At 63.1% G+C, this 22623-nt stretch carries 26 protein-coding genes; 13 read left to right on the top strand and 13 right to left on the bottom strand.

Annotated features, from left to right (window positions below):
- The coding region (locus D1J51_RS16480) for an aquaporin (protein WP_240423390.1) at positions 1–494 on the bottom strand (494 nt) is incomplete at its 3' end.
- Between the two features lie 37 nt (positions 495–531).
- On the opposite strand from D1J51_RS16480, the gene D1J51_RS16475 reads away from it, so the two are divergent.
- The gene (locus tag D1J51_RS16475) at positions 532–1209 is read left to right on the top strand and encodes an arsenate reductase/protein-tyrosine-phosphatase family protein (RefSeq protein ID WP_017792501.1); all 678 of its coding nucleotides are present in this window, start codon (positions 532–534) and stop codon (positions 1207–1209) included.
- A gap of 95 nt (positions 1210–1304) precedes the next feature.
- Here D1J51_RS16475 and D1J51_RS16470 read toward each other — a convergent pair whose 3' ends face one another.
- The 4 genes from D1J51_RS16470 to D1J51_RS16455 are packed head-to-tail and all read right to left on the bottom strand — an operon-like array spanning position 1305 to position 4697.
- The gene (locus D1J51_RS16470) at positions 1305–1829 is read right to left on the bottom strand and encodes a signal peptidase II (RefSeq protein ID WP_017882773.1); all 525 of its coding nucleotides are present in this window, start codon (positions 1827–1829) and stop codon (positions 1305–1307) included.
- Entirely contained in the window at positions 1826–2434 is a 609-nt protein-coding gene (locus D1J51_RS16465; protein ID WP_017882772.1) for a cadmium resistance transporter, read from the bottom strand. Before D1J51_RS16465 ends, D1J51_RS16470 begins: the two co-directional genes overlap by 4 nt.
- Positions 2434–4365, bottom strand: coding sequence for a heavy metal translocating P-type ATPase (locus D1J51_RS16460; RefSeq protein WP_238560278.1), 1932 nt, complete (start codon positions 4363–4365; stop codon positions 2434–2436). The genes D1J51_RS16465 and D1J51_RS16460 overlap by 1 nt, the downstream gene beginning before the upstream one ends.
- On the bottom strand, positions 4338–4697 hold the full coding sequence (locus D1J51_RS16455; RefSeq protein ID WP_031289545.1) for a Cd(II)/Pb(II)-sensing metalloregulatory transcriptional regulator CmtR: 360 nt from the start codon (positions 4695–4697) through the stop codon (positions 4338–4340). The genes D1J51_RS16460 and D1J51_RS16455 overlap by 28 nt, the downstream gene beginning before the upstream one ends.
- Positions 4698–4807: 110 nt before the next feature.
- Between D1J51_RS16455 and D1J51_RS18080 the strand changes: the two genes are divergently transcribed.
- Positions 4808–4966, top strand: coding sequence for a hypothetical protein (locus tag D1J51_RS18080; protein WP_017882769.1), 159 nt, complete (start codon positions 4808–4810; stop codon positions 4964–4966).
- A 137-nt stretch (positions 4967–5103) separates the two neighbouring features.
- Here the strand turns inward: D1J51_RS18080 and D1J51_RS16445 are convergent, their stop codons facing one another.
- The 3 genes from D1J51_RS16445 to D1J51_RS16435 all read right to left on the bottom strand — a co-directional run bounded on the left by D1J51_RS16445 (position 5104) and on the right by D1J51_RS16435 (position 8259).
- A complete protein-coding gene (locus D1J51_RS16445) occupies positions 5104–6420 on the bottom strand; it encodes a hypothetical protein (protein ID WP_017882768.1) in 1317 nt (438 codons plus the stop codon).
- 428 nt (positions 6421–6848) lie between these two features.
- A complete protein-coding gene (locus tag D1J51_RS16440) occupies positions 6849–7157 on the bottom strand; it encodes a helix-turn-helix domain-containing protein (protein ID WP_017882767.1) in 309 nt (102 codons plus the stop codon).
- A 22-nt stretch (positions 7158–7179) separates the two neighbouring features.
- Positions 7180–8259, bottom strand: a complete 1080-nt coding sequence (locus D1J51_RS16435) for a tyrosine-type recombinase/integrase (protein ID WP_119076982.1) — start codon at positions 8257–8259, stop codon at positions 7180–7182.
- 248 nt (positions 8260–8507) lie between these two features.
- Between D1J51_RS16435 and trxB the strand changes: the two genes are divergently transcribed.
- The 11 genes from trxB (at position 8508) to D1J51_RS16380 (ending at position 17656) form a co-directional block, all read left to right on the top strand.
- Positions 8508–9485 carry a thioredoxin-disulfide reductase gene (gene trxB / locus D1J51_RS16430; protein WP_017882765.1) on the top strand — a complete coding sequence of 326 codons (978 nt, stop codon included), beginning with the start codon at positions 8508–8510 and terminating at the stop codon, positions 9483–9485.
- Positions 9482–9808 carry a thioredoxin gene (trxA, locus tag D1J51_RS16425; RefSeq protein ID WP_017882764.1) on the top strand — a complete coding sequence of 109 codons (327 nt, stop codon included), beginning with the start codon at positions 9482–9484 and terminating at the stop codon, positions 9806–9808. The genes trxB and trxA overlap by 4 nt, the downstream gene beginning before the upstream one ends.
- Positions 9805–10902, top strand: a complete 1098-nt coding sequence (arsB, locus tag D1J51_RS16420) for an ACR3 family arsenite efflux transporter (protein ID WP_031289539.1) — start codon at positions 9805–9807, stop codon at positions 10900–10902. Before trxA ends, arsB begins: the two co-directional genes overlap by 4 nt.
- Positions 10899–11957 carry a metalloregulator ArsR/SmtB family transcription factor gene (locus D1J51_RS16415; protein WP_081611569.1) on the top strand — a complete coding sequence of 353 codons (1059 nt, stop codon included), beginning with the start codon at positions 10899–10901 and terminating at the stop codon, positions 11955–11957. The genes arsB and D1J51_RS16415 overlap by 4 nt, the downstream gene beginning before the upstream one ends.
- Complete coding sequence (locus D1J51_RS16410) at positions 11950–12351, top strand: arsenate reductase ArsC (protein WP_081611568.1); 402 nt, start codon at positions 11950–11952, stop codon at positions 12349–12351. Before D1J51_RS16415 ends, D1J51_RS16410 begins: the two co-directional genes overlap by 8 nt.
- Positions 12352–12365: 14 nt before the next feature.
- Positions 12366–12671 (top strand): FAD-dependent oxidoreductase, encoded by a 306-nt coding sequence (locus tag D1J51_RS18240; protein WP_202950815.1) that lies wholly within the window; start codon positions 12366–12368, stop codon positions 12669–12671.
- Positions 12672–13249: 578 nt separating this feature from the next.
- Positions 13250–14206 (top strand): PstS family phosphate ABC transporter substrate-binding protein, encoded by a 957-nt coding sequence (locus D1J51_RS16400; protein WP_017882762.1) that lies wholly within the window; start codon positions 13250–13252, stop codon positions 14204–14206.
- A gap of 28 nt (positions 14207–14234) precedes the next feature.
- Positions 14235–15191: a phosphate ABC transporter permease subunit PstC gene (pstC, locus tag D1J51_RS16395; protein WP_017882761.1), complete on the top strand. Its 957-nt coding sequence runs from the start codon at positions 14235–14237 to the stop codon at positions 15189–15191.
- Complete coding sequence (gene pstA / locus D1J51_RS16390; RefSeq protein WP_017882760.1) at positions 15191–16105, top strand: phosphate ABC transporter permease PstA; 915 nt, start codon at positions 15191–15193, stop codon at positions 16103–16105. The genes pstC and pstA overlap by 1 nt, the downstream gene beginning before the upstream one ends.
- A gap of 94 nt (positions 16106–16199) precedes the next feature.
- Positions 16200–16970: a phosphate ABC transporter ATP-binding protein PstB gene (gene pstB / locus D1J51_RS16385; RefSeq protein WP_202950820.1), complete on the top strand. Its 771-nt coding sequence runs from the start codon at positions 16200–16202 to the stop codon at positions 16968–16970.
- Positions 16971–17005: 35 nt separating this feature from the next.
- Complete coding sequence (locus tag D1J51_RS16380; RefSeq protein WP_162903902.1) at positions 17006–17656, top strand: winged helix-turn-helix domain-containing protein; 651 nt, start codon at positions 17006–17008, stop codon at positions 17654–17656.
- Here the strand turns inward: D1J51_RS16380 and D1J51_RS16375 are convergent.
- Genes D1J51_RS16375 through D1J51_RS16355 form a run of 5 tightly spaced genes read right to left on the bottom strand, consistent with a single transcriptional unit; the run spans position 17638 to position 22602 of the window.
- Positions 17638–18594: an arsenate reductase ArsC gene (locus D1J51_RS16375; protein WP_202950814.1), complete on the bottom strand. Its 957-nt coding sequence runs from the start codon at positions 18592–18594 to the stop codon at positions 17638–17640. The genes D1J51_RS16380 and D1J51_RS16375 overlap by 19 nt on opposite strands.
- Positions 18591–18911, bottom strand: a complete 321-nt coding sequence (locus D1J51_RS16370) for an ArsR/SmtB family transcription factor (protein ID WP_081611565.1) — start codon at positions 18909–18911, stop codon at positions 18591–18593. Before D1J51_RS16370 ends, D1J51_RS16375 begins: the two co-directional genes overlap by 4 nt.
- A gap of 34 nt (positions 18912–18945) precedes the next feature.
- Positions 18946–20295 carry an MFS transporter gene (locus D1J51_RS16365; protein ID WP_238560277.1) on the bottom strand — a complete coding sequence of 450 codons (1350 nt, stop codon included), beginning with the start codon at positions 20293–20295 and terminating at the stop codon, positions 18946–18948.
- Positions 20243–21286, bottom strand: coding sequence for a flavin-containing monooxygenase (locus tag D1J51_RS16360; RefSeq protein WP_031289536.1), 1044 nt, complete (start codon positions 21284–21286; stop codon positions 20243–20245). Before D1J51_RS16360 ends, D1J51_RS16365 begins: the two co-directional genes overlap by 53 nt.
- Positions 21283–22602, bottom strand: a complete 1320-nt coding sequence (locus D1J51_RS16355) for an NAD(P)-binding domain-containing protein (RefSeq protein WP_017882756.1) — start codon at positions 22600–22602, stop codon at positions 21283–21285. The genes D1J51_RS16360 and D1J51_RS16355 overlap by 4 nt, the downstream gene beginning before the upstream one ends.
- Positions 22603–22623: the final 21 nt, after the last annotated feature.

Below are 22623 nucleotides of genomic sequence, written 5' to 3'. Positions count from 1 at the left end.
GCGGGGGCGACCAGGGCGCTGCGGCCGGTGCGGGCGAGGGCGAAGATCAGCAGGACGAGGCCTGCGGTGGCGACGACATCGCCGAGCAGATGCCCTGCCGAGAACCGATCCGTCGTGGCGATCGTCGTCGGGGCGTCGAACATCAGGTTCGCCAGCACCGCCCCGCCGATCCCTCCGGCGATCTGCGCGACGAGGTACGCGGTGATCTCGGTCGGCCGGTGTCGGGTGCCGAGGAGCCGGTCGGCGAGGGTAACGACCGGGTTGAAGTGCGCCCCGCTGACGGGCTGGAAGATCAGGATGAGCACGGTCAGGCCGAGCGCGGTCGCCAGCGAGTTCTCCAGCAACTGCAGGCCGACGTCATCTGGCGAGAGTTGCTGGGCGGCGATGCCGGAGCCGACCACGACGGTCACCAGCAGTCCGGTGCCGAGGAACTCGGCGATCGCGCGCCGCCACAGCGGCGAGGAGGTCGATCTTGCGCTTGTTTCGTGGTTCACCTTGACGACGATACATTGCTCAGTCACTATTGAGGTAATGAACATTGAGCGAACTGACTTGACGGGGCGAGTGGCGCGGTATGCGGCGCTGGCCGATCCGGTGCGACTGCGGATCATGGACCTACTGACCCTGGGCGATGTCGCCCCGGTCGAGCTGCAAGCCGGGCTGGGAATCTCGTCCAGCTTGCTCGCGCATCACCTGAACCAGCTCGAGCACGCCGGATTCCTGGTGCGCACTCGGTCTGAGGCCGACCGGCGCCGCACCTACCTGCACCTCGCCCCCGACGCGTTCTCGGGGCTGACCCCGTCGCCGGGGCTCGGGGTGCGGCGGGTGGTGTTCGTCTGCACCGGCAACTCCGCCCGCTCCCAGCTCGCCGCCGCCCTCTGGCACGACGCCAGCGACATCCCGGCAGCCTCGGCCGGCACCCACCCGGCAAACGCCATCGAGCCCGGCGCGATCGCCGCCGCGAACCGGCACGGCCTCACCCTCCGCGCCACCCGGCCGCGCGCACTGGAGGACGTGGCCGAGGCGGACGACTTCGTGGTCACCGTCTGCGACACCGCCCACGAAGAACTCGCCGGCACGGGCGGGGTGCACTGGTCCGTGCCTGACCCCGTGCGCGACGGGTCCGATGCTGCATTCGATGCGGCCTTCGAAGACATCGCCGACCGCATCCAGAGCCTCGCCCCGAGACTGACCACCACCAAAGGATGACGACGCTACCCCGCCAGGGGCGAGCGCTGAACCGATGGCCGCGAGCATCAGTTCTCCATCTGCAGCGCACAGGCGTGAGTGCTCAGGAGGCCGCGTCAGCTCCCGTCCTTGCGGAGCACGAGGAATGCTGCGGCGATCGCGGCGGTGACGATGACGATGTCGGCGACGTTCCCGATGAACCAGTTGCCGTAGGCGAGGAAGTCCACGACGTGCCCCTGCGCGAATCCTGGTTGGCGGAAAAGCCGGTCGCCGGCGTGCGAGGCAGCGGCCCCGCCGAGCGCACCGATCACGATCGCCCATCCGGGGCGTCGGACTCGGAACGCGAACACGATCGCGGTGACCGTGGCCGCGACGGCGATGAGAGCGAACACCCAGGTGGAGCCCTCGCCGAAGGAGAATGCCGCGCCGGGGTTGTAGGCGAGTTGCAGGCCGAGCAGGTCGCCGATCAGCGGGATGCGCTCGTGCTCCGACAGAGTGGCCTCGGCCCATGCCTTCGTCCCCTGATCGATGAAGACGACGACCACGGCGATCAGGAGTGCCCAGGCAGTGAGCCGCCAGCGCCCCCTCTGCGGCCGCTGTTCCGATGCCGACTCAACGTCTGCGTTCGTGTCCGGAGTCATGCGAGGACCTCGAAGAGACGGACGATGACGCCGGACTCGATCAGGATGAACAGGCCCAGGCCGATGAACACGACCGGGACGAGCCAGTGCTCGACGCGCTCGAGCGTCTCGGTGACCGCCTTGTGCGTGCCGATCAGGCGTCCGGCGGCACACCAGACGGCGACGAGGATCAGGAACACGACGATCATGATCACGACGTCGCCGGGAGTGCTGGTGCGGAAGATCGGCGTGTAGAGGGAGATGTTGTCCGCCCCGTTGGCGATCGTGATCCCCGCCACGCCCCACAGGCCTACTGCGGTGATCTTGTCGTCATCGTCGTCACCGTCGCCGTTGCGGCGCAGGCCGCGCACGAGGGTCCAGATGCCGATGGCGAGCGGGATGAGACCGAGGAAGCCCACCCATTCGTCCGGGACGATCGTGAGACCGAGCGCGGCGATCACGCTGATCACGACGAGGGTGATGAACCCGAGATACTGCCCAGCAACGATCTGCCACGGCCGTGGCTTGCCCCGACTGGAGGCAAGGAACAGCACCGTGAGCACGACGATGTCGTCGATGTTGGTCGCAGCGAACAGGCCGATCGCTGAACCGATGGTCGCGAGCATCAGCTCGCCAACTGTGGCGTGCGGGTGCGGGCGGCGCGCAGGCCGTTGAGGATCACGACGACCTCCGCGACCTCGTGGACCAGAACGACAGCCGCGAGTCCCAGCACACCGAACAGCGCCAGCGGGAGCAGTGCGGTGATGATCAGCAGCGACAGGATGATGTTCTGGTTGATGATCCGCCGACCCCGCCGCGCGTGGTCGAACGCCCGCGGGATGAGACGCAGGTCATGGCCGGTGAAGGCCACGTCCGCGGACTCGATCGCTGCATCGGAGCCGGTCGCCCCCATCGCGATGCCGATGTCCGCGGACGCCAGGGCAGGGGCGTCGTTGATGCCGTCGCCGATCATCGCGACCGATTCCGCCTTCGACAGCTCGCCGATTGCGGCCGCCTTGTCCTCGGGACGCAGCTCCGCGCGCACGTCACCGATCCCCGCCTGCGCAGCCAGCGCACGAGCGGTGCGGGCGTTGTCCCCGGTGAGCATCGTCACGCCGATGCCCTGATCCGTGAGCGTACGGACGACCTCCGGGACTTCAGGGCGCAGCTCGTCACGGACGCCGATCGCGGCGACCGGCACTCCACCGCGGTGGACGATCACGACGGTCATGCCCTGTCCCTCAAGAAGCGCGACCCGGTCGCCGAGCTCGCCGACGTCGAGCCAGCGGGGGCTGCCGACCGTGATCGTCACGCCGTCGACGCTGCCTTCGATGCCGTGTCCGGCCTGCTCGGTCACGTCCGCGGCCGCGGAAACGCCCGGGGCGGCGGCGGTGATCGCGGCGGCGAGGGGGTGCGTGCTGTGCTGCTCCAGCGCTGCCGCCCAGGCCAGCGCCTGCGTCTCGGTCACGCCGTCCGCAGTGAGGACTGCGGTGACCGCGGGCTCGTTGCGGGTGAGGGTTCCGGTCTTGTCGACCGCGACGTGCCGGACCGTGCCGAAGCGCTCGAAGACAGCACCGGACTTGATGATCACGCCGAACTTGCTCGCCGCGCCGATCGCGGCGACGACCGTCAGCGGAACCGAGATCGCCAGTGCACACGGAGAGGCGGCGACCAGCACGACAAGCGCGCGGGTGATCCACACCTCCGGATCGCCCAGCAGCGACCCGATGATCGCGACGAGAGCCGCGAGGATCAGAACACCGGGCACCAGCGGGCGGGCAATCCGGTCCGCGAGACGGGCACGCTCGCCCTTCTCCGTCTGCGCCTGCTCCACCAGCTCGACAATGGTGGTGAGCGAGTTGTCGGTGCCCGCCGCGGTCGTCTCGACCTCCAGCGCGCCGGCGCTGTTGATCGCGCCGGCCGACACCGCATCCCCGGGCTCGACCTCGACGGGGATCGACTCCCCGGTGATCGCCGAGGTGTCCAGGCTGGAGCGTCCCGCACGGACGATCCCGTCGGTCGCGATCCGCTCGCCGGGACGGACCACCATGACCTGGCCGACCGTCAGTTCCTTCGCCTGCACCTGCACGAACACGCCGCCCTGCAGCACAGTCGCAGTCTCCGGCACGAGCTTCAGTAGCGCCCGCAGCCCGCCCCGGGCGCGGTCCATCGCCTTGTCCTCCAGGGCCTCAGCAATCGAGTACAGGAACGCCAGCGCCGCGGCCTCCTCCACGTATCCGAGGATGACCGCGCCAATCGCGCTGATCGTCATCAGCAGCCCGATGCCGAGCTTGCCCTTGAACAGCTTCCGGATCGCGCCAGGAGTGAACGTCGACGCCCCGGCCAGCAGCCCCGCCCAGAACAACACCAACGCTGGGATCTCGAGGCCGGACCATTCGAAGATCAGACCCGTCAGGAACGCGACACCGGAGAAGACCGGCAGCAGGATCTCGCGATCCTTCCACCACGGCCCATCGTGGTCATCGTCGTCGCTCTCCACCTCGTCGACCTGCGACCCCGTCACCGCGCTCACGCGTCTACCCCCGTGTCGCAGCATCCGGGCACCGTGCACGCAGAATCCACGCACGGCGCATCCTCATCCACCGCGAGCGTGACGTCGATCAGAGACGTCAACGCAGCCGCGAGGTGTGGGTCCGCGATCTCATAGCGGGTCTGCCTACCCTCAGGTTCAGCAACAACGATCCCGCAATCACGGAGACACGTGAGGTGGTTGGACACATTCGAACGCGTCAACTCCAGCTCGCGCGAGAGCACGGCAGGGTAGCTCGGGTGCTCAAGCAGCGTCATGAGTATCCTGGAACGCGTCGGATCCGCCATGGCCCGGCCCAGCCGGTTCATCACATCAAGTCGCGAAGCAATAGTCAGCACACGATGACTATATAGCCGATGGTGACCTATGGGCAAGCCGTCGACTCTTGTGTCCATCCGCCCTGGTGCCGCTCGCGCACGATGCGGGCCGGGAGGAGCCGCGGGATAAGGTGGACGAAGACGACCATTACGATGAGCTCGACGAGGGGCTGCGTCACCACGACGAGCGGGGCAAGGACGAGGATTACGCGCTGGAGACGGAGCGCACCGACACCCGACTGACCATCCACCACGCCAAGGTCGACGACTCCACCACTCGTCGCAGCTGAGAGCATTTGCTGCGCCTTCGCGGACTGGAACATCGACGAAACCCACGCCGACCTTCGACTCATCATCACCGGGACGCCGCAACAGCTCGCCACGCTCAACGTCCGATAGTCCGCTCACCCGACTCGCGGGAACCTGCTCACCCCTCCCGGTCGAGCCCCTTACTGAGGTCTGGGTCGAGGACGCGGAGGTAGCGGGTGGCAGCGTCGACGCCAATGCCGAAGAGATCGGCGATGCGGCGGACGTCGCCGCCGGTGGCTTGGATTTCTTGGATGATGCGGTCGTTGCGGAGCGCTTGGGCCGAGATCCCGGCTTTCTGCCAGGGAAACTGATGTCCCGGCGGGCTGAGGCGTCCTGCGGTGAGCAGGCTGACGAAGAGGTGTGGGTTGAGGGTCCGCGGCCAGGTCGTCGCCCGGTGGTCGAGCCAGACCGCCAGGCGAACACGGACGGGCTCGGCGAGCGGAATCACCCGCCCGTCGGGGAGGGAGAGTCTGCCATCGATGATGTCGGTGAGTTGGATCTCTCGGATCTGGCCGCTGGTGAGGCCGTCGAACGTGACAATCGAGGTCGCGAGGGCGATGGCCGGGTCTTCGTGGTTCAGGACGGCGAGGATTGTGTCGGTGTCGATCGGGAGTGGGATGCTCTCTCCGGAGTCGGTGAGGGGGATGCCGCGGGTGGGGTCGGCGAAGATGAGCTTGCGGCCCTTGAGGATGCTGAACAGGGTGCGGCATCCGCGCTCGGCCCAGTGTCGTTTCCCGCGCTCGGCCGGGAGGGCGTCGAGGATCATGTCCGTGGTGATCTCGGCGAGAGAGTGATGGCCGGCCGCTGCCCAGTCGGTGATGATCGGCGCGATGCCGAGGATCTGAATCTTCACCGTGGCGGGGTCGCGGGGTTTGCGTCGGGGCGGGGTGCGGCTGCCGTGGATCATGATGTCGAACCAGAGCTCGAGCTGGGTGCGCATCGTGGGCGGGAGGCTCTCGAACTTCCCGTCGAAGTAGCGGTCGATCGTCGGCACCCGGTCATCGATGAGGATGCCTGCGGCGTCGAGGACGTCGAGGGTGGAGACGACGTTCGCGTCGGCATCGTGGCGGCGCAGGCGGAGGACTTCGCTGGCGCGGATCGTGTTCGCGCCGGGGTTGAGGATCTGGAGCATCTTCAACGAGCGGCGGACCTGGTTCGTTTGGCGTTTCGACCAGCCGAAGCGTTCGGCATGCTCGAACACGATCGTGTCGGTGCGGTAGGTCCAGTCGCGGGCCTGCTCGGTCGCCAAACGCCGCAGCACCTCGGGGTCGGGATCGACATCGAACAGGGCCGGCTGTTCGTAGGCAGCGGCCGCAGCCGCGGCGGCTTCGGCGTCGAGGATGATGCGGGAGGCGCGCAAGAGCTGCTTGGGCTGTTTCGGTTTGCGGGGTGCGGGGAGGTTCGCGAAGAAGAGTTGCTGGCCGGCGGTGAGCACGTCGTCGAGGTTCGGGGCGGTGCCCGCGGGGGCGATGCGGCGGGCGGATTCGAGGCAGAGGCGGCAGGCTCCCGTCTCTCCGATCGGGACGTGGCGGCCGCACCAGGCGCAGTCTCCGACCGGGTAGTGGCCTTGCCACCAGCGGCATTGCCAGCATCGCCAGTTGTGGCGACGGTAGACACCCCAGGCCAGGCAGTCCTTGCAAGCACCGAGGTATTCCGGGCTGCCGGGATGGCATCTCTCGCAGAGCCCCTGACTGAAATACGCCGCCGACCCGCATCGTGAGCACGGTGGCGGAGCGAAGGGGCCGCCGGGAAGGCAGGCGTAGCAGTAGTCGACGCGGGGCCGCACCCAGGCCACTCGGGCGACGCCGCAGCCGGTGCATTTCTCCGGTGGGCGCAACCTCGCAGTGGGGCCGGGCGCGGGGCTCATAGCGGTGGCTCTGGCCGGCTCCCGGTGAAGCGGGGACGCACGATCGACGGCGACCCGTTACTGGTCTGCTCCTCGATCTCGGCCTGGGGTTTGCGTGCGGCAGCCGCAGCAAGGTCCGCGGTCAGCAAATCACCGGGGGTGCAGTCCAGTACCGCGCAGATCACGTCGAGGTCATCCAGCCGTAGCGTGGTCGGGGTCGTCGTCCACAGCTTCGACATCTTCCCGACGCTGATCTCCAGACCGGCGTCGGCGAGCATCCGCCGCAGCTCCGAGGACTTCCAGATGCCGCGCTCGGCGGCAGCCATCCGTAGGTTCCATTTCATGGGTTCACACCCTCCCTCCGAATCGGGTCTCCAGACGCCGGTTCGCGTTGACCCATGCCTGTTCGACATGGTCGCTGGAGACGTGAATGTACCGGGTCGTGGTGGAGAGCCACTCGTGTCCGAGGACCTCCTGGATCGCTTTGAGGTCCATGCCCGCCCCGTAGAGCGACGACGCACAGTAGTGCCGCAAAACGTGCGGGGTCATCCGGCCCACCCATGCCGGGAGGAACACTGCGGTCTGTGCTTTCAGGCCCTGCCGCAGCACGTCGTCGCTGGCCCGCTGGCAGCGGCCCAACTCAGCGTCAAACCGCTCCGAGGGAATCATCGGCGCGTCCGGGTCCTCCCAGTCCGGGCCGAACAAGTGACGCACCTCAGCAAGCCACCAATCAATCAGACGGTCCGTGCCGTTGATCGCCGGTACCAATCGCGGTTTCGCACCGCGCCCACGAGAGCCCTTCCCGAACCGGACATGGAGCTTCCCGAACTCGCCCAGGTCCGGCCGCCAGTCACGGATGTCGAGCTTCGCTGACTCGCTGATCCGCAACCCCAGCCTGCGCCAGAGCGATGCGGCGAAGTAGTCGCGGGCTGCGGGCAGGAACTTCCTCGCGCTCGACAGTGAACTCCGCCAGCCCGCGAACAGCACCTCCACCTCAGCATCCGACGGTGGCACGCGAATCCGACCCAGCGAGTTGCCCGACTGCCGGTTGAACTCGTCGATCGGCTGCTCCAACACGAACCCCGTCAACGCATGCACGTCCGCCTGGTAGCGGGTGATCGCGAAGTCATAGAACTGGGCCAGCACGCCAGCCTTCCCCGCCCTCGTGCTCACCGCCCGACCCGCGCGACGCAGCCCCGACAAGAACCTGTCAGCGTCATCCGGTCCCGCCGTCCACAACGGTGCCGCCAAGCCCTGCCGAAACTCGAACACCGTCGCCCGAGCAACGAGGATGTGCGCGTCGGTCAACCCGGCGGCCGCCATCGCCAGCGCGTACTGATCGACGATCTCCTGCTCGAAATCCGCCGCGTCCTGCTCGTCACGGAACCCGCGGGCACTCCCGATGCTCCGCACCGCAGCGAGCCTCATGACCCCGCCAGTTCACGAACATCACCCATGCATCAACAATACGCCGATTCTTTCACGAATCGTGAACTACTTTCGTGAATCTATGCGAGCGGTGGGAGCCCAGCGCACCTCTCAACTATGAGAGATCAACGCGTGATGCCCGTGCGCAAACTCACGGCAGTTGGGACAACGTCGCCATAAAGATGAACTTCAGGTGACAGAACAAATCTCAACTTGATTTCTGAATCGAAGTATCTCAATATAGAAACATGTCGAAACAAGAGGTCGAGTTAGTCATCGTCGGATCAGGTCCCGCGGGCTATACGGCGGCGATCTACGCTGCCCGTGCGGGTCTTGCCCCGGTGGTGATCGTGGGTTCGGTGACCGCTGGCGGCGCGCTGATGACGACGACCGAGGTTGAGAACTTCCCCGGTTTCATCAACGGCGTTCAGGGTCCGGAACTGATGGATGCGATGCGTGCACAGGCAGAGCGGTTCGGGGCGCGGATCGTCACCGACGATGCGACTCGGCTCGACATCTCTGGGCAGGTGAAGATCATCGAGACTGGTAATGGGGAAACGTATCTCGCGCAGGCGGTGATTCTCGCGATGGGCTCTGCCTACCGCAAGCTCGGCCTCCCCGCTGAGGAGCGACTGTCCGGCCATGGTGTGTCCTGGTGCGCGACGTGCGACGGGTTCTTCTTCCGTGAACGGGAGATCGTGGTGATAGGCGGCGGGGACTCCGCAATGGAGGAGGCACTTTTCCTCACACGTTTCGCGTCGAAGGTGACCCTCGTGCACCGCCGCAATGAGTTTCGAGCCTCAAAGATCATGGCGGAGCGGGCGCTGGCCGATCCGAAGATCCAGGTCGCCTGGAATAGCGAGGTGACGGAGATCATTGGAGACAGCCAAGTCACCGGGATTCGCTTGCGCGATATCGTCACCGGCGAGGAGCATGTGGTAGATGCCACCGGGGTGTTTGTCGCCATCGGTCACGATCCTCGCTCAGAACTCGTCAACGGGCAGGTCGACACAGATGCGGACGGGTATGTGCGAGTCGAGCATCCATCGACCCGGACAAGCCTGTCCGGGGTGTTCGCCGCGGGTGACCTCGTGGACCACACCTACCGGCAAGCAATCACCGCGGCAGGCACCGGGTGTGCCGCCGCACAAGACGCTCAGCACTACCTCTCCAGTCTCACGCCCGTCCAACCGCTCGAAGCCGTCGCCGAAGGAGTTCCCGCATGAGCCTGGTCACTCACGTCACCGACACCACATTCCAAAGCGAAGTACTCAGTTCCGAGCTACCCGTGGTCGTGGACATCTGGGCGTCCTGGTGCGGCCCTTGCAAAGCTATCGCGCCGATCCTTGATGCACTCGCCGCGGAGTACGGCAGCCGGGTCAAGATCGTAAAGGTAGATGCTGACGCGAACCCTCAGACGGTGACCGCTGCTGGTGTGACCTCGATTCCGACGCTCGGCTTCTATCGTGGCGGAGAACGAGTCAGCATGCTGATCGGCGCGCACCCGAAGCCGGTCATTGCTGCGAAGATCCAGGAGCTGCTCGCATGAGTGCGCCAACTACAACTGCCGCCCGTACGACACCGAAACGACTCTCTACCCTCGACAAGTGGTTACCGCTGTGGATCGGACTCGCCATGGTCGCGGGCCTCCTGCTCGGACGCTTCGTTCCCGGGGTCTCCGGCTTGCTGGCCAGGATGGAAGTCGGCGGTATCTCGGTGCCGATCGGGCTCGGGTTGCTAGTGATGATGTACCCGGTGCTCGCCAAGGTTCGCTACGACCGCATCGCGGCAGTCACGGGCGATAAACGCCTGCTCGTCTCGTCGCTGCTGCTGAACTGGGTCGTCGGCCCCGCGGTGATGTTCGCCCTGGCCTGGCTGTTTCTACCTGACCTGCCCGAGTACCGCACCGGCCTCATCATCGTCGGGCTCGCGCGCTGCATCGCGATGGTCGTGATCTGGAACGATCTCGCCTGCGGCGACCGTGAGGCCACCGCAGTGCTCGTCGCGATCAACTCAGTTTTCCAAGTCGTGATGTTCTCGGTGCTCGGCTGGTTCTACCTCACGGTGCTGCCCAGCTGGCTCGGCCTTGACACCCAGGGCCTCGAAGTGTCGGTCTGGCAAATCGCCCTGAACGTGCTCGTGTTCCTCGGCATACCACTCATCGCGGGGTTCGCATCTCGCTGGATCGGCGAGAGGCACCGCGGTCGCGAATGGTACGAGGCGAAGTTTCTTCCCGTGATCGGGCCGTGGGCGCTGTACGGACTGCTGTTCACGATCGTGCTGTTGTTCGCTCTTCAAGGCGACGCCGTGATCCAGAACCCGCTCGACGTGGCCCGGATCGCGCTGCCACTGCTGATCTACTTTGGGCTCATGTGGTTCACAGGCCTGCTACTCGGCAAGGGCCTCGGGCTCGGCTATGCCCGTTCAACTGCCCTCGCGTTCACCGCGGCTGGCAACAACTTCGAGCTTGCCATCGCTGTTGCGATCGGTACCTTCGGCGCAACCAGCGGGCAGGCGCTCGCCGGGGTGGTCGGCCCACTCATCGAGGTGCCCGTGCTCGTCGGCCTCGTCTACGTCTCGCTGTGGGCCGCTCGCGCCTGGTTCCACACTGACCCCTACGCCACCGAAATGAGGGCATCATGACCAGTAGCGTGAACAATCTTGACGAAAGATCATGCACACCAAGCGCATCGCATCCGATCAGTCTCGGTGCCGCGACTACAGTAGCGGGTGCCCTGAAGGCGCTGGCGGATCCACTGCGGTTGCGAATGCTCTCCGCGATCGCGACAGACCCTCGCGGAGAAGCCTGCGTGTGCGACTTGGCGGAACTTGCGGAAGTCTCTCAACCCACTGTCTCTCACCACCTCAAAGTCCTCAAGGACACCGGCTTGCTGAGTTCGGAACGTCGCAGCACCTGGGTGTACTATCGCGTTCAGCCTCATCAGCGAGACGCGGTGACGACACTTCTCGAAGCATTCGCGCCCGCAGCAGTCATTGCAGCAGATCCCAGGGTTGAGTCGCATAGTCCCGACTCCAAAATCGCACCAATGCCAGACATGGATGGTCGCGTCACCAGACTTGCCAGTGAACTTGCAGACGAACTTCCTGAGCTGAATCGCGATCTCGTAGTAGCGATCGTTCGTGAGTCCTACGCCGGGCTAGCTCGCACTGCGAAAGTTGCCCAGCATTTGATCCCACTCACCGAACGATTCGCGCGTCAGCGCCTGACGGATCTGACCCGCGACCGCGCGACCGGGGTGCCGCAAGTGTTGTTCGTTTGCGTCGCCAACGCGGGCCGCTCCCAGCTCGCAGCCGCCCTAGTCAACCGCATCGCGGAAGGACGCGTGATCGCACGTTCTGCCGGCTCCGCACCCGCTTCGGAAGTCCATCCTCACGTCCGCTCGCTACTTACCGAGATCGACGGCGAGGACCAGGCTCAGGAACGCTTCCCGAAGCCGCTGACCGATGACGCGGTGCGCGCAGCAGATGTGGTCGTCACGATGGGATGCGGAGATGTATGCCCGATAATCCCCGGCGTCCGCTATGAGGATTGGGCGGTCGGCGATCCGGCGCTCGCTTCTTCCGAAGGCGTCCAGGCCATTCGGGAGGATATTGAGAGCCGTGTCCGTGTACTTGTTGGCGCGCTCCTGACAGACCAAGAGCTAAAGAACGAAGAAGAGGAATACCCACATGGCTGACCAGAAGCCCTCAGTCCTGTTCGTCTGCGTCCACAACGCTGGTCGTTCGCAGATGGCAGCGGGCTATTTGCGACACTTCGCCGGCGACCGAATCGAGGTCCGATCTGCCGGGTCCATGCCTGCAGAGCAGATAAACCCTGTAGCAGTCGCGGCGATGCAGGAGGATCGAATCGATATCACGGCAGAGGCGCCTAAAGTACTGACGACCGAAGCCGTGGAAGCATCGGATGTTGTGATCACGATGGGCTGCGGCGATGCATGCCCGTTCTTCCCGGGAAAACGCTACGAAGACTGGAAACTCGACGACCCGGCAGGTCAGGGAATCGAAGCCGTACGCCCGATTCGCGATGACATCAAGACCCGAATCGAGGCATTAGTCGCTGAATTGCTCTGAAGACGACGGCCGTCATGACAGCAGACACCATAGGTCTCAGTTCCAGCTTGGATGCCATCGTCATCGGCGGGGGGCAGACCGGCCTCGCCGCAGGCTACTACTTGCGTCGGGCGGGGCTCCGCTTTGCGATTCTCGATGCTTCAAAACTCGCAGGGGGTGCTTGGCGGCAGGCATGGGATTCCCTACACCTGTTCTCACCCGCTGAGCACAGTTCGCTGCCTGGTTGGGGGATGCCTCCCCAGGAAGGCGAAACTTTTCAAGGTGGCGAGCCAAAGACAAGCCACCGAACGCACAGGTGTTTCCGTTTCCGAGCTTACTGACCTCGGTGACATAGTGATGGTACCGTCGCTGCGCGCAGCCCGTGACCGTGGCATGGTACGCACTCACCCAATGTTACGGCGTTCAGCACGAACGGAATCACCTGGAACGATGGTAGCGAATGGCACTGCGACGTCATCATCTGGTGCACAGGATTTCGGCCCGAGCTAACCCACCTCGCGCCGATCAATCTCACCCCCGAAGAGGGAGTGCCTCGCACCCGTGGAACCCGCTCAATCGATGAGTCGCGGCTGCAGTTGCTTGGCTACGGTGACTGGAGTGGTGTAGCTTCGGCCACCATCATCGGCGCTGGCCGCACCCCGCGGGCGGCCGTGGCGGAACTCTCCGGGCTCTGATTGTGGGGACAGCCGATCGATATTTCGGTGGACGCCCCGAGCTGCGGACCGAAGCGGGAGCCCAGGCCTAAAGTGCGACCAAAAGTCCCCGGATGTTCCGCTGAGATTAACCACTCGTTCATATAGATGAGCTTCTATGGTTCTGTTGATAGATGGTTATCTATCAATCAGATGGCGTTCTCGCCGTCATAGATCGATCAACACATCGAGAACCGAAGGAAGACATGACCGTGAAAATGAACACCCTCAAGCGTACGACGCTGGTAGCAGCAGCGCTTATTAGCGCCTTCGCGTTGAGCGCCTGCGGTGGTCAGTCCACCGGAAACAGTTCGGAAGGGAACGGACTCGCTGGCTCCGTGACAACCGACGGCTCGTCAACCGTGGCGCCGCTCACCGAGGCCGCGGCGGATCTCTTCCGCGATGAGACCCCGGATGTGAACGTCTCTGTGGCGACCTCGGGGACAGGTGGCGGCTTCAAGACGTTCTGCGCGGGCGAAACCGACATCTCCAACGCCTCACGTGAGATCAAAGACGAAGAAGCTACCACTTGCGCCGATAACGGGATCGAGTATACGGAGATCGTCGCTGCAAACGACGGGCTCTCAGTGATCGTCAACACAGAGAATGACTGGGCCGAAGATCTCACGGTTGAGCAGCTCAACAAGATCTGGGGCCCGGAGGCAGAAGGCGTCATCACGAACTGGAACCAGGTAGACCCAAGCTTCCCCAATGTCCCGATTACACTCTTCGGCGCGGGCACCGATTCGGGCACCTTCGACTACTTCACCGACGCAATAAACGGAGAAGAAGGGGCAATCCGTACTGACTACAGCCCCTCAGAAGACGACAACATCACCATTCAGGGTGTGAGTGGCGACAAGGGCGCGATCGGCTTTCTCGGCTTGAGCTATGTCGAAGAGAACGCAGGTGTGATCAAGGCAGTCAAGGTCGATGGAGTGATGCCGAGCACCGAGACCGTTCAGGACGGGACATACACGCCGCTAGGTCGACCCTTGTTCATCTATGTAAACAACGCCTCTTACGTGGAGAAGTCGCAGGTTGCTGCCTTTGTGGATTTCTATGTCGCAAATGCCGCAGCGATCTCCGAGCGCGCCCTGTTTGTGCCGCTGACTGAGGACCAGATCACTACGGCCGCTGACGAGCTTGCCTCTCTCGGCTAGTTCTGAACCTACTAAAAAGGTTTCGTCGATGACGACCACGATTGAGAGGCCGGGGAGCCATTTCACTAGCACGGCTCCCCGGCCGGGCGGCCAGTTCACTGGCCGCCCCCGCCCTGGCGAGTTCGTAATCCGCCTACTTCTGCGTGGTGCCGCCGCGATCACCGTGATCACCACGCTGGGGATTCTCCTCGCGCTACTCATTCCCTCACTCGGGTTTTTCTCGGAGGTACCGGTATTCGAGTTCCTCTTCGGTACTCGCTGGGCGCCAAGGTTCGCCGATGCATCATTCGGGGTACTGCCTCTGGTTACAGCGACGCTCTGGACCACAGTGATCGCGCTACTCGTGGCAGTACCGTTCGGGCTAGGAGCGGCGATCCTACTTGCTGAATACGCGAAGCCTCGATTGCGCAAGGTACTCAAGCCAATACTCGAGATTCTTGCGGGAGTTCCCACCGTCGTCTACGGGTTCTTCGCGTTACAGTTCGTCCAAACGATTGTGCTGAGGGACTGGCTGCAGTTACCTACTGGGGCATTCAGCGTACTTGCCGCAGGTCTGGTCATGGGCGTCATGATCATTCCCACAATCGCCTCGATTGCGGAAGACGCAATGTCGGCAGTGCCAAACAGCCTTCGTCAAGGCAGCGCGGCACTTGGCGCCAATCGGATGCAAACCACGCTCCGCGTCGTGTTTCCAGCAGCGCTCTCGGGCATCGTTGCGGCCATCGTTCTGGGAATATCCAGAGCTGTTGGGGAGACCATGATTGTCGCGATTGCAGCCGGAAGCCAAGCAAAAATCGTTACAAACCCGCTTGACCAGGGGCAGACCATGACAGGGTTCATCGCGAACGCTGCGCTCGGCGACTCAAGGGTCGGCAGCATTGAGTACAACACACTCTTCGCTGTCGGACTTCTTCTATTCCTGATCACGCTACTGATCAACTTCATCAGCATCCGCGTCGTCCGCCGGTTCCGAGAGGCCTATTGATGAACACAAACCTCCAGCGTGGCCCCGCCCCGGCTGCGAGCTCGCGCGGCCTCGCAACTGGGCGCAATGGCGAGCTTCGGCCATCCGCACTCGCATTTCTCATACTCATCTGGTTGGCGCTCTTTGTCGCTCTCACTGTACTTGCAACCCTGCTCGTGACTATCGTGATGTCCGGGCAGAATAAGTTCTCTTGGCAACTCCTCACCGCATTTCCTTCCGCCGACCCCGAGGAAGCCGGAGCCCGGCCCGCAATCTTGGGCTCGATCTGGGTCATATGCACCACAGCGGTGCTCACCCTCCCGCTCGGCATCGCTGCGGCGGTACATCTTGAAGAGTTTGCGGACCGGAAAAAATGGTTCAATCGCGTCATCGAACTCAACGTACAGAATCTCGCCGCGGTGCCTTCCATTGTCTACGGGTTGCTCGCGCTCTCCTTCTTGACCCTGCTGAATGTGACAAACAAGAACATCGTTATTGGCGGAGCTCTCGCGCTCACTTTGCTCATTCTGCCGGTGATCATCATCTCTACTCGAGAAGCACTTCGGGCGGTGCCGCGCGAGATCCGAGATGGTTCGCTCGCGCTCGGCGCTACGCCGTGGCAAACCACATGGCGACAGGTGCTTCCGTCGTCGGTTCCGGGTATCGCGACGGGTTCGATTCTCGCCCTTTCGCGGGCCCTAGGAGAAGCTGCACCTCTACTCGTTCTCGGCGCGCTGGTGTACATCACCTTTGACCCCAACGGCCTGCTCAGCGGCTATACGACGCTTCCCATACAGATTTTCAACTGGACAGGTCGCCCGCAAGCAGGGTTCCATGAACTCGCGGCTGCCACCAGCGTGCTGCTCCTGATCGTCCTCATCCTAATGAACGGTCTCGCGATCTTCATCCGCAACAAGTACCAGAAACGGTGGTAACCCCATGACTGATCTCCACGCTGCCTTCCAGACTCCCCATCCTTCGGGTCAGGAGGAGACATTGCCAAGCACGACAAGTGTCGTTCACGGCATTATGCGATGCGAGGACGTGAACGTTTACTATGGAGATTTTCGTGCGGTCACTGGTGTCGATCTTGAGTTCGGACGGAATGAGATCACCGCGCTCATCGGCCCATCAGGCTGTGGCAAGTCCACACTGCTGCGCTCGTTGAACCGCATGAATGACCTTGTCGACGGGGCACGAGTAGAGGGGGGTGTTCTCTTCCAGGAGGAAAACATCTACGGGAAAGGCGTTGACCCGATCGAGGTGCGCCGACGCATCGGCATGGTGTTCCAGAAGCCCAATCCGTTCCCGAAGTCCATTTACGACAATATCGCTTATGGGCCACGGGTCACCGGAATGAAGGTTGACTCGATGGATGACCTCGTCGAAGAGGCCCTCACACATGCTGCTCTTTGGCATGAAGTTAAGGACAAGCTCAAACAGTCTGCGTTCGGACTTTCAGGCGGTCAACAGCAGCGGCTTTGTATCGCTCGCACGATCGCTGTGCGTCCAGATGTGATCCTGATGGACGAGCCCTGCTCTGCGCTTGACCCGATTGCGACTTCGCGCATTGAAGATCTCATGAATGATCTGAAGCGCGACTATACGATCATAATTGTTACGCATAATATGCAGCAGGCGGCCCGGGTAGCAGACCGTACTGCGTTCTTCACTGCACTTGCTGATGAGACAACCGGCGATCGCACCGGGGTGCTTGTCGAGTATGGCCTGACTAAGCAGATCTTTGATACGCCAGCGGATCAACGCACCGAAGACTACATCAGCGGGAAGTTCGGATGATTGCGCAAGGTCAGAGACTCACAACACGTTTCATTTTGCTCTCCACGGAGGCTCGTTCTCTCCGCGGTAGTAGGGCTGAGTTCCTTCACTTCGGGTTTCCGCTTACGCGGCATGCGGAGGCTATAGATGCGCTTGCGGATCTCGCACACGATCCTTACACCGCCTTGATAGTTGCAGCTGAGCCAGAGCTTGAACTGGTTCCGCGGGTACTGCAGGTCGCCTGTGGAATTCCGGATCGCTCTGTGTACCTCGCGACTCGCGCATCAACGCAGGAGCATGTCATCAACGCCGCAGTCAGGTCAGGAGTTCAGGGATTCCTGACGTTGCCACTCACCCCGCATGGTCTTCACGACGCGCTCGCGATCTCCCCGCCTCCTGCGCCCGGAGAACGTGAGATTCAGTTCCACGACCTCATAGTGCATCTCGATGAGCAGCGGGTCAGTTGGAAAGAGAAATCCTTGATCCTCCCCGTAGGCGAGTTCAAGCTTCTGAGCTACATCGCACAGGCCTACCCTGAAACAATCACACTCGACACTCTTATATCGGTGTATGGGGCCACTCCTGACAAAAGAAAGTCCTCGGTTCGTACAGCGATCGCGAGACTCCGGCGCAGGCTTCGAGGCCTCGATCCTGGTGCAGACTTCATCCGGACAGTTCAGTTCGCCGGCTACTCCCTATCTGCCTGACCCATGTCGTGGAGAAGGCTAGCCACTCGATCACGAATCTCATCCCTGATGCGCCGCAGCCCCGAATCATCGAGCATCAAAGGATCTTCCAGATCCCAATCCAGATAGCGCCGACCCGGGAATACTGGGCATGCATCGCCACATCCCATGGTGACCACATAGTCTGCTGCGCGTACGACTTCATCTGTGAGAGGTTTTGGGAACTCGCCCCACACTGGGATACCGAGTTCTTCCATCGCTGCTACCACTCTCGGATGCGCCTCACTGCTTGGTTCTGATCCAGCAGTCCGAACGTGCACGCGATCCCTTGCGAAATGGCGCATAAATGCGCCCGCCATCTGTGATCGACCAGCGTTGTGGACACATACAAAAAGAACTTCCGGCGAACGGTGGAGACGCAACCCTCGCACAGATGCCAGCGCCTCTAACCGATCCGCCGCATATCTAGCGGTGAGCGACATGATGTGAGCATGCACTCTCGCGCGATTTGTGAGCAAAAGATAGCTCTCAACGACATAACGCGCAACTGTTTCTGGCGAAAAGATACTGTGGAATCGATAACCTAAATCATCAATGATCGTTGTTACGGCGGGAGGCAGCGCCGCGAGGGGTGTGGACGGCAAATCTGCCTCGCCGGTGATGGCTCCTACGAGTAGCCTTCCAAACCGGACCCAGGCGTTGGCTGTGAGTACGGGTTCAGCTGTCTCGATGCGTTGAACCAGGCCTGCCTCCATCAGCGTGTCGATTCTGCGGGCGATCTCTGAGGTCTCCATCTGGAATCTCGCCATCAACATCCTGGGGGTAGACCCAGCGGCGATTGCGCTGAGCAAGGTGAGATTCAGCGGATCGCTGAGTACCGCTGCCTGAGCTGCACGCTCTATCGCTGCTTCATAGTCAAGTGGTGCACCAATTCGACCCACCGAAGCTGCTCTAGTCATCTCAATAGGTCTTCTACGGAAGCGCGGCGTTCCTTTGGAACGGACAATCGGATGACCTTGCCTTCTGGACGACGAACCAGGTATCCATCAGCGACAAGGATATGCACATGGTGAGTCACCGTCGGCTGACGTAAGCCCAGAACCTGTGCCAGTTGGCCGACTGTCAAACAGCCTTGTTCGGAGTTGATGATCGAACTGAGGATCTGAAGACGAGTCGGATCGGCAACCGCGCGGAGTGAACGCGCCAACTCCTCAGCAATTGCCCGATCTAAAGGCGCACCAGGTGCAGGCTCATTCGACTTCGGGTACGGCAGCATAGAAGACAGTCTATTGCTGGATCTTTGACCTCGGTCAGCCCGGACGGCGGAAGCGATTCTCTTTGCTTTCAGTGGAGCTGACTCCCTGAGCACATTTCGAGCGAGGTTCCCGAGCACTCACGACCACCAGCACTGTTCCGATTGCGGCCACGGCCGAGAGCACACCGAACCCCATCGCATAGCTCCCTGTTACCAGCGCGAGGATGCTGCCTCCCCAGGGAGCTATTGCGGCTGCAAGCAGAACCGGCAGACTGAATGCAGCGGATAGGTGCCCGTAGGCCCGGTGCCCCCATCGCTCTGTAACCGCAGTCGCCTGGAGTAGAGTTGCGATTCCTCTTCCTATGCCGGCCATCATCGACATCGCTATGAGGTATGGGGTTGGTCCCGGAACGAACGCTAGTGCAGCCGTACTTATCGTGACTATTCCAAAGACCAGCGCTGTGCGTACTGCGAGCGAGGCCCAGCGCGCAAACACTGCGTAGAAGAGCCGGCCGGCGACCTGCCCGACTCCTCCTAGCCCAAGTATCCACGCGGCAGTTTGCGAGGTGAGGCCCCGTTCGAGCATTAGTGGCACTGTGGCAAGCAGCGTGGCGTACATCGTGATGGACGCAAGAGTCATTCCAGCCGAGAGTAGCCAGAACCTCCTAGTCTTGATAACGGTTGATGTATACGCTCGTTCTGCGCCGTGATCTTTGCTCCTGGCGTGCTCCTGAACGGGCCAAGGCCTGCGAAGCAAAACTCCGTGCAATGGGATCGTAAAGGCTGCAAGAATCACCGCTGCCCACAAATATGTGGCCCGCCACCCGAGACTGGTACTCATCGTCGCGGCGAGCGGCGCGAACACCGTGCTCGCGAGTCCGGCGACCAGTGTCAGCGTAGTGAGTGCGTTGAGACCACGAGTAGAGAACCATCCAGTGATCGCGGCGAAGGCCGGTGGGTAGAGCACTCCGGCCATTGCCGCTCCGGCCATCACCCACCCGATATAGAATATCGACAGGGTCTGCGCTGAGGCGACAACGCCCAAAGCAAGGGTAGCGAGCACGGAGCCCGTGGTCATGACCCAACGCGGCCCGTGCCGATCGATGAGACGCCCCACCGGTACTCCGAGGAATGCCGAAACCACCAAAGCCAAGGAAAATGCGGCCGTCACCACTGTAGGTGACCAGCCGGTGCCTGAACTGATGTGCGGGGCGACTACTGGGAATGTGTAGTACAGCAACCCCCACGATACGATCTCGGTTAAACACAGTGATGCGAGAACGACTCCAAGCGCAGGCCGCCGTCGGCTCTCCGCTGGGCGATGTGTTCGCCTGTACAACCGTAACCACTCTCTACTGGTTGGTGAGTGCTGTAACCACAAGCGTTGCGTCGCGGTGAACGCCACGTAACGTATTTGACGCGAACGAGCGCTGAAACTCGAGCCCCAAGAACCCGAGCCCCGGTACCCTCGTCGACACACCGCCCCGATGCCGAGGCATCTCGGCCTGGTCGAGCGCGCCGAGCACATCCAGGTAGGGCAGATTGGGGCGGTAACCGGTTGCGAAGATCACCGCATCAATCTTCTCCTCTCGGCCGCTAGCCCAGGTCACGCCATCTGACGTGAATGACCTGAACATCGGCTGCTGATCCAGGGCTCCGGTTGCCAGGGCGGCGCGGAAGGCACCCGCGTCTATCACTGGGTTCCTCTTGATGATCCGGTTCAACACCTTTGGCGGCAGACGGTCGAAGCGGCTACGGGTGAGCCACCAGTGCAGATCACGGCTGCCGATCTGCTGCGATGCGAACCTGATCCGATCCCGCACCACCAAAGACACCTGCGACACCTGCGCGAGCTCGTAAGCAATCTGGATCGCGGAGTTTCCTGCCCCGACAACCAGCACCCGCTGGTTTGCGAACGCACCGGGAGCGCGGTAGTCAGCCACATGCAATATCTCGCCAACGAACTTCTCATTGCCCGGAATCTTCGGCAAGTGTGGGTTCTCGAATGAGCCAGTCGCCGCGACCACCGCATCCCCGGTAATGTTGCTGGCATCGGCAAGCTCCACCGCGAACCCCTCGCCGTCAGCGGCAATGTCGAGCACACGGGCATTGGTGCGGATGTCGACTTCAAGCCAGGCGGCATAGCCGCGCAGATACTCGGTCACTTCATCGCGAGACGGATAGCCGTCCGGTGGGCCAAGGAACGGAAACCCAGGGAAGGTGCTGAACCGACGCGGCGAAAAGAGCCGCAGACTGTCGTAGTAACGCGGCCACGACCCCACCGGCTCCGGCCCCGCCTCGAGCACCACGGGTTCCCAGCCTCGCTCGCGGCCAGCACGCGCGGCGGCGAGCCCGGACTGACCACCACCGACGACCAGTAGGCGACCACGCCTCACCCGCCAGCCCTGCTGCCGAACTGGACAAGCTGCGGTGCCGGAGCGCAGCAGCCACCAGTAGCGGGCGCCGGAGCGTCGAAAAGGCCCGAACCGCCACACACCCCCGTGTCCGGCAGCGTCAGTTCCACACGAGCTGCGGCCTCGTGATCGCCGGCGAGTTCAGCGGCGATGGAGCGCACCTGCTCATACCCGGTCATCGCGAGAAACGTGGGCGCACGCCCATAGGACTTCGCCCCCACGATGAAGAACCCCGGCTCCGGATGCGCGAGCTCCGCCGCCCCGGTCGCGCGCACCGAGCCGCAGGAGTGGATGTTCGGGTCGACCTCGCTCGCGACCTGCACCGGAGCCTGGAGACGGAAGTCCAGCTCGAGCCGGATCTCCGAAAGGAACGACAGGTCCGGACGGAACCCCGTCAACACGAACACCCGAGCGGCCGGATCGAGCAGCCGCCCATCCTCCGCGGTGACGATCACCTGGCCATCGGTAGTGAGGGTGAGGGCGTCGGTGCGGAACCCGGTCATGAGCGTCACCAGACCCTCATCGACGGCCTGCTTCGCGCGCTGACCGAGCGCGCCCCGCTCTGCCAGCTCATCAGCGGCACCGCCGCCGAAAGTGTTCCCGACACTACCGCGCCGCAGCAGCCACGACACCCGCGTACCCGGGCGATCACGCACAGTCTCGGCGAGTTGGATGATCGCGGTCGCCGCTGAATGCCCGTTCCCGATTACGACAACGTGCCGACCTGCGAACGTCTGCGCTTCGATCTCGTCGGGGATACGATGCGCGACGAGTCCGGCAGTGACGGCGGCCTGTTCACCGAGCGCAGGAAGCCCGGAGGCCCCCGCCGGGGAGGCAGTCGTCCAGGTACCCGAGGCGTCGATCACCGCACGTGCCTCCACCCGAGCCTCAGTGCCATCGCCATCTCGGGTGAGCACTACAAAGGGCTGCTCGGCGCGGCCGGCATCTACGGAGAGATCCCTGCCCTTCCGCGCAACCCCGATCACGCGGATGCCCGTACGCACACGGTCGCCGAGCGCCCTGGCGAGCGGCGCGAGGTAAGTGCCAATCCATTCAGCGCCAGTCGGATACCCGGATGCGGGTGCAGCCCAGCCCGAGGGGGTAAGCATGCGCTCAGCCGCTGAGTCGACCAGCTCCGGCCATGGGGAGAACAGGCGCACATGCCCCCACTCCGCGACTGCAGCCGCAGCGGTCTCTCCAGCTTCGAGGATCAACGGCTCGATCCCACGCTCCAACAACTGCGCACCGGCGGCGAGCCCCTGCGGGCCAGCCCCGATCACGACCACGGGCAGTTCCATCACAACCTCCACATATCGACA

Origin of the sequence: Leucobacter sp. wl10 (genome assembly GCF_003569785.1) — a bacterium.
Taxonomy (GTDB): Bacteria; Actinomycetota; Actinomycetes; order Actinomycetales; family Microbacteriaceae; genus Leucobacter.
This window is presented reverse-complemented; position numbering and strand designations above follow the sequence as displayed.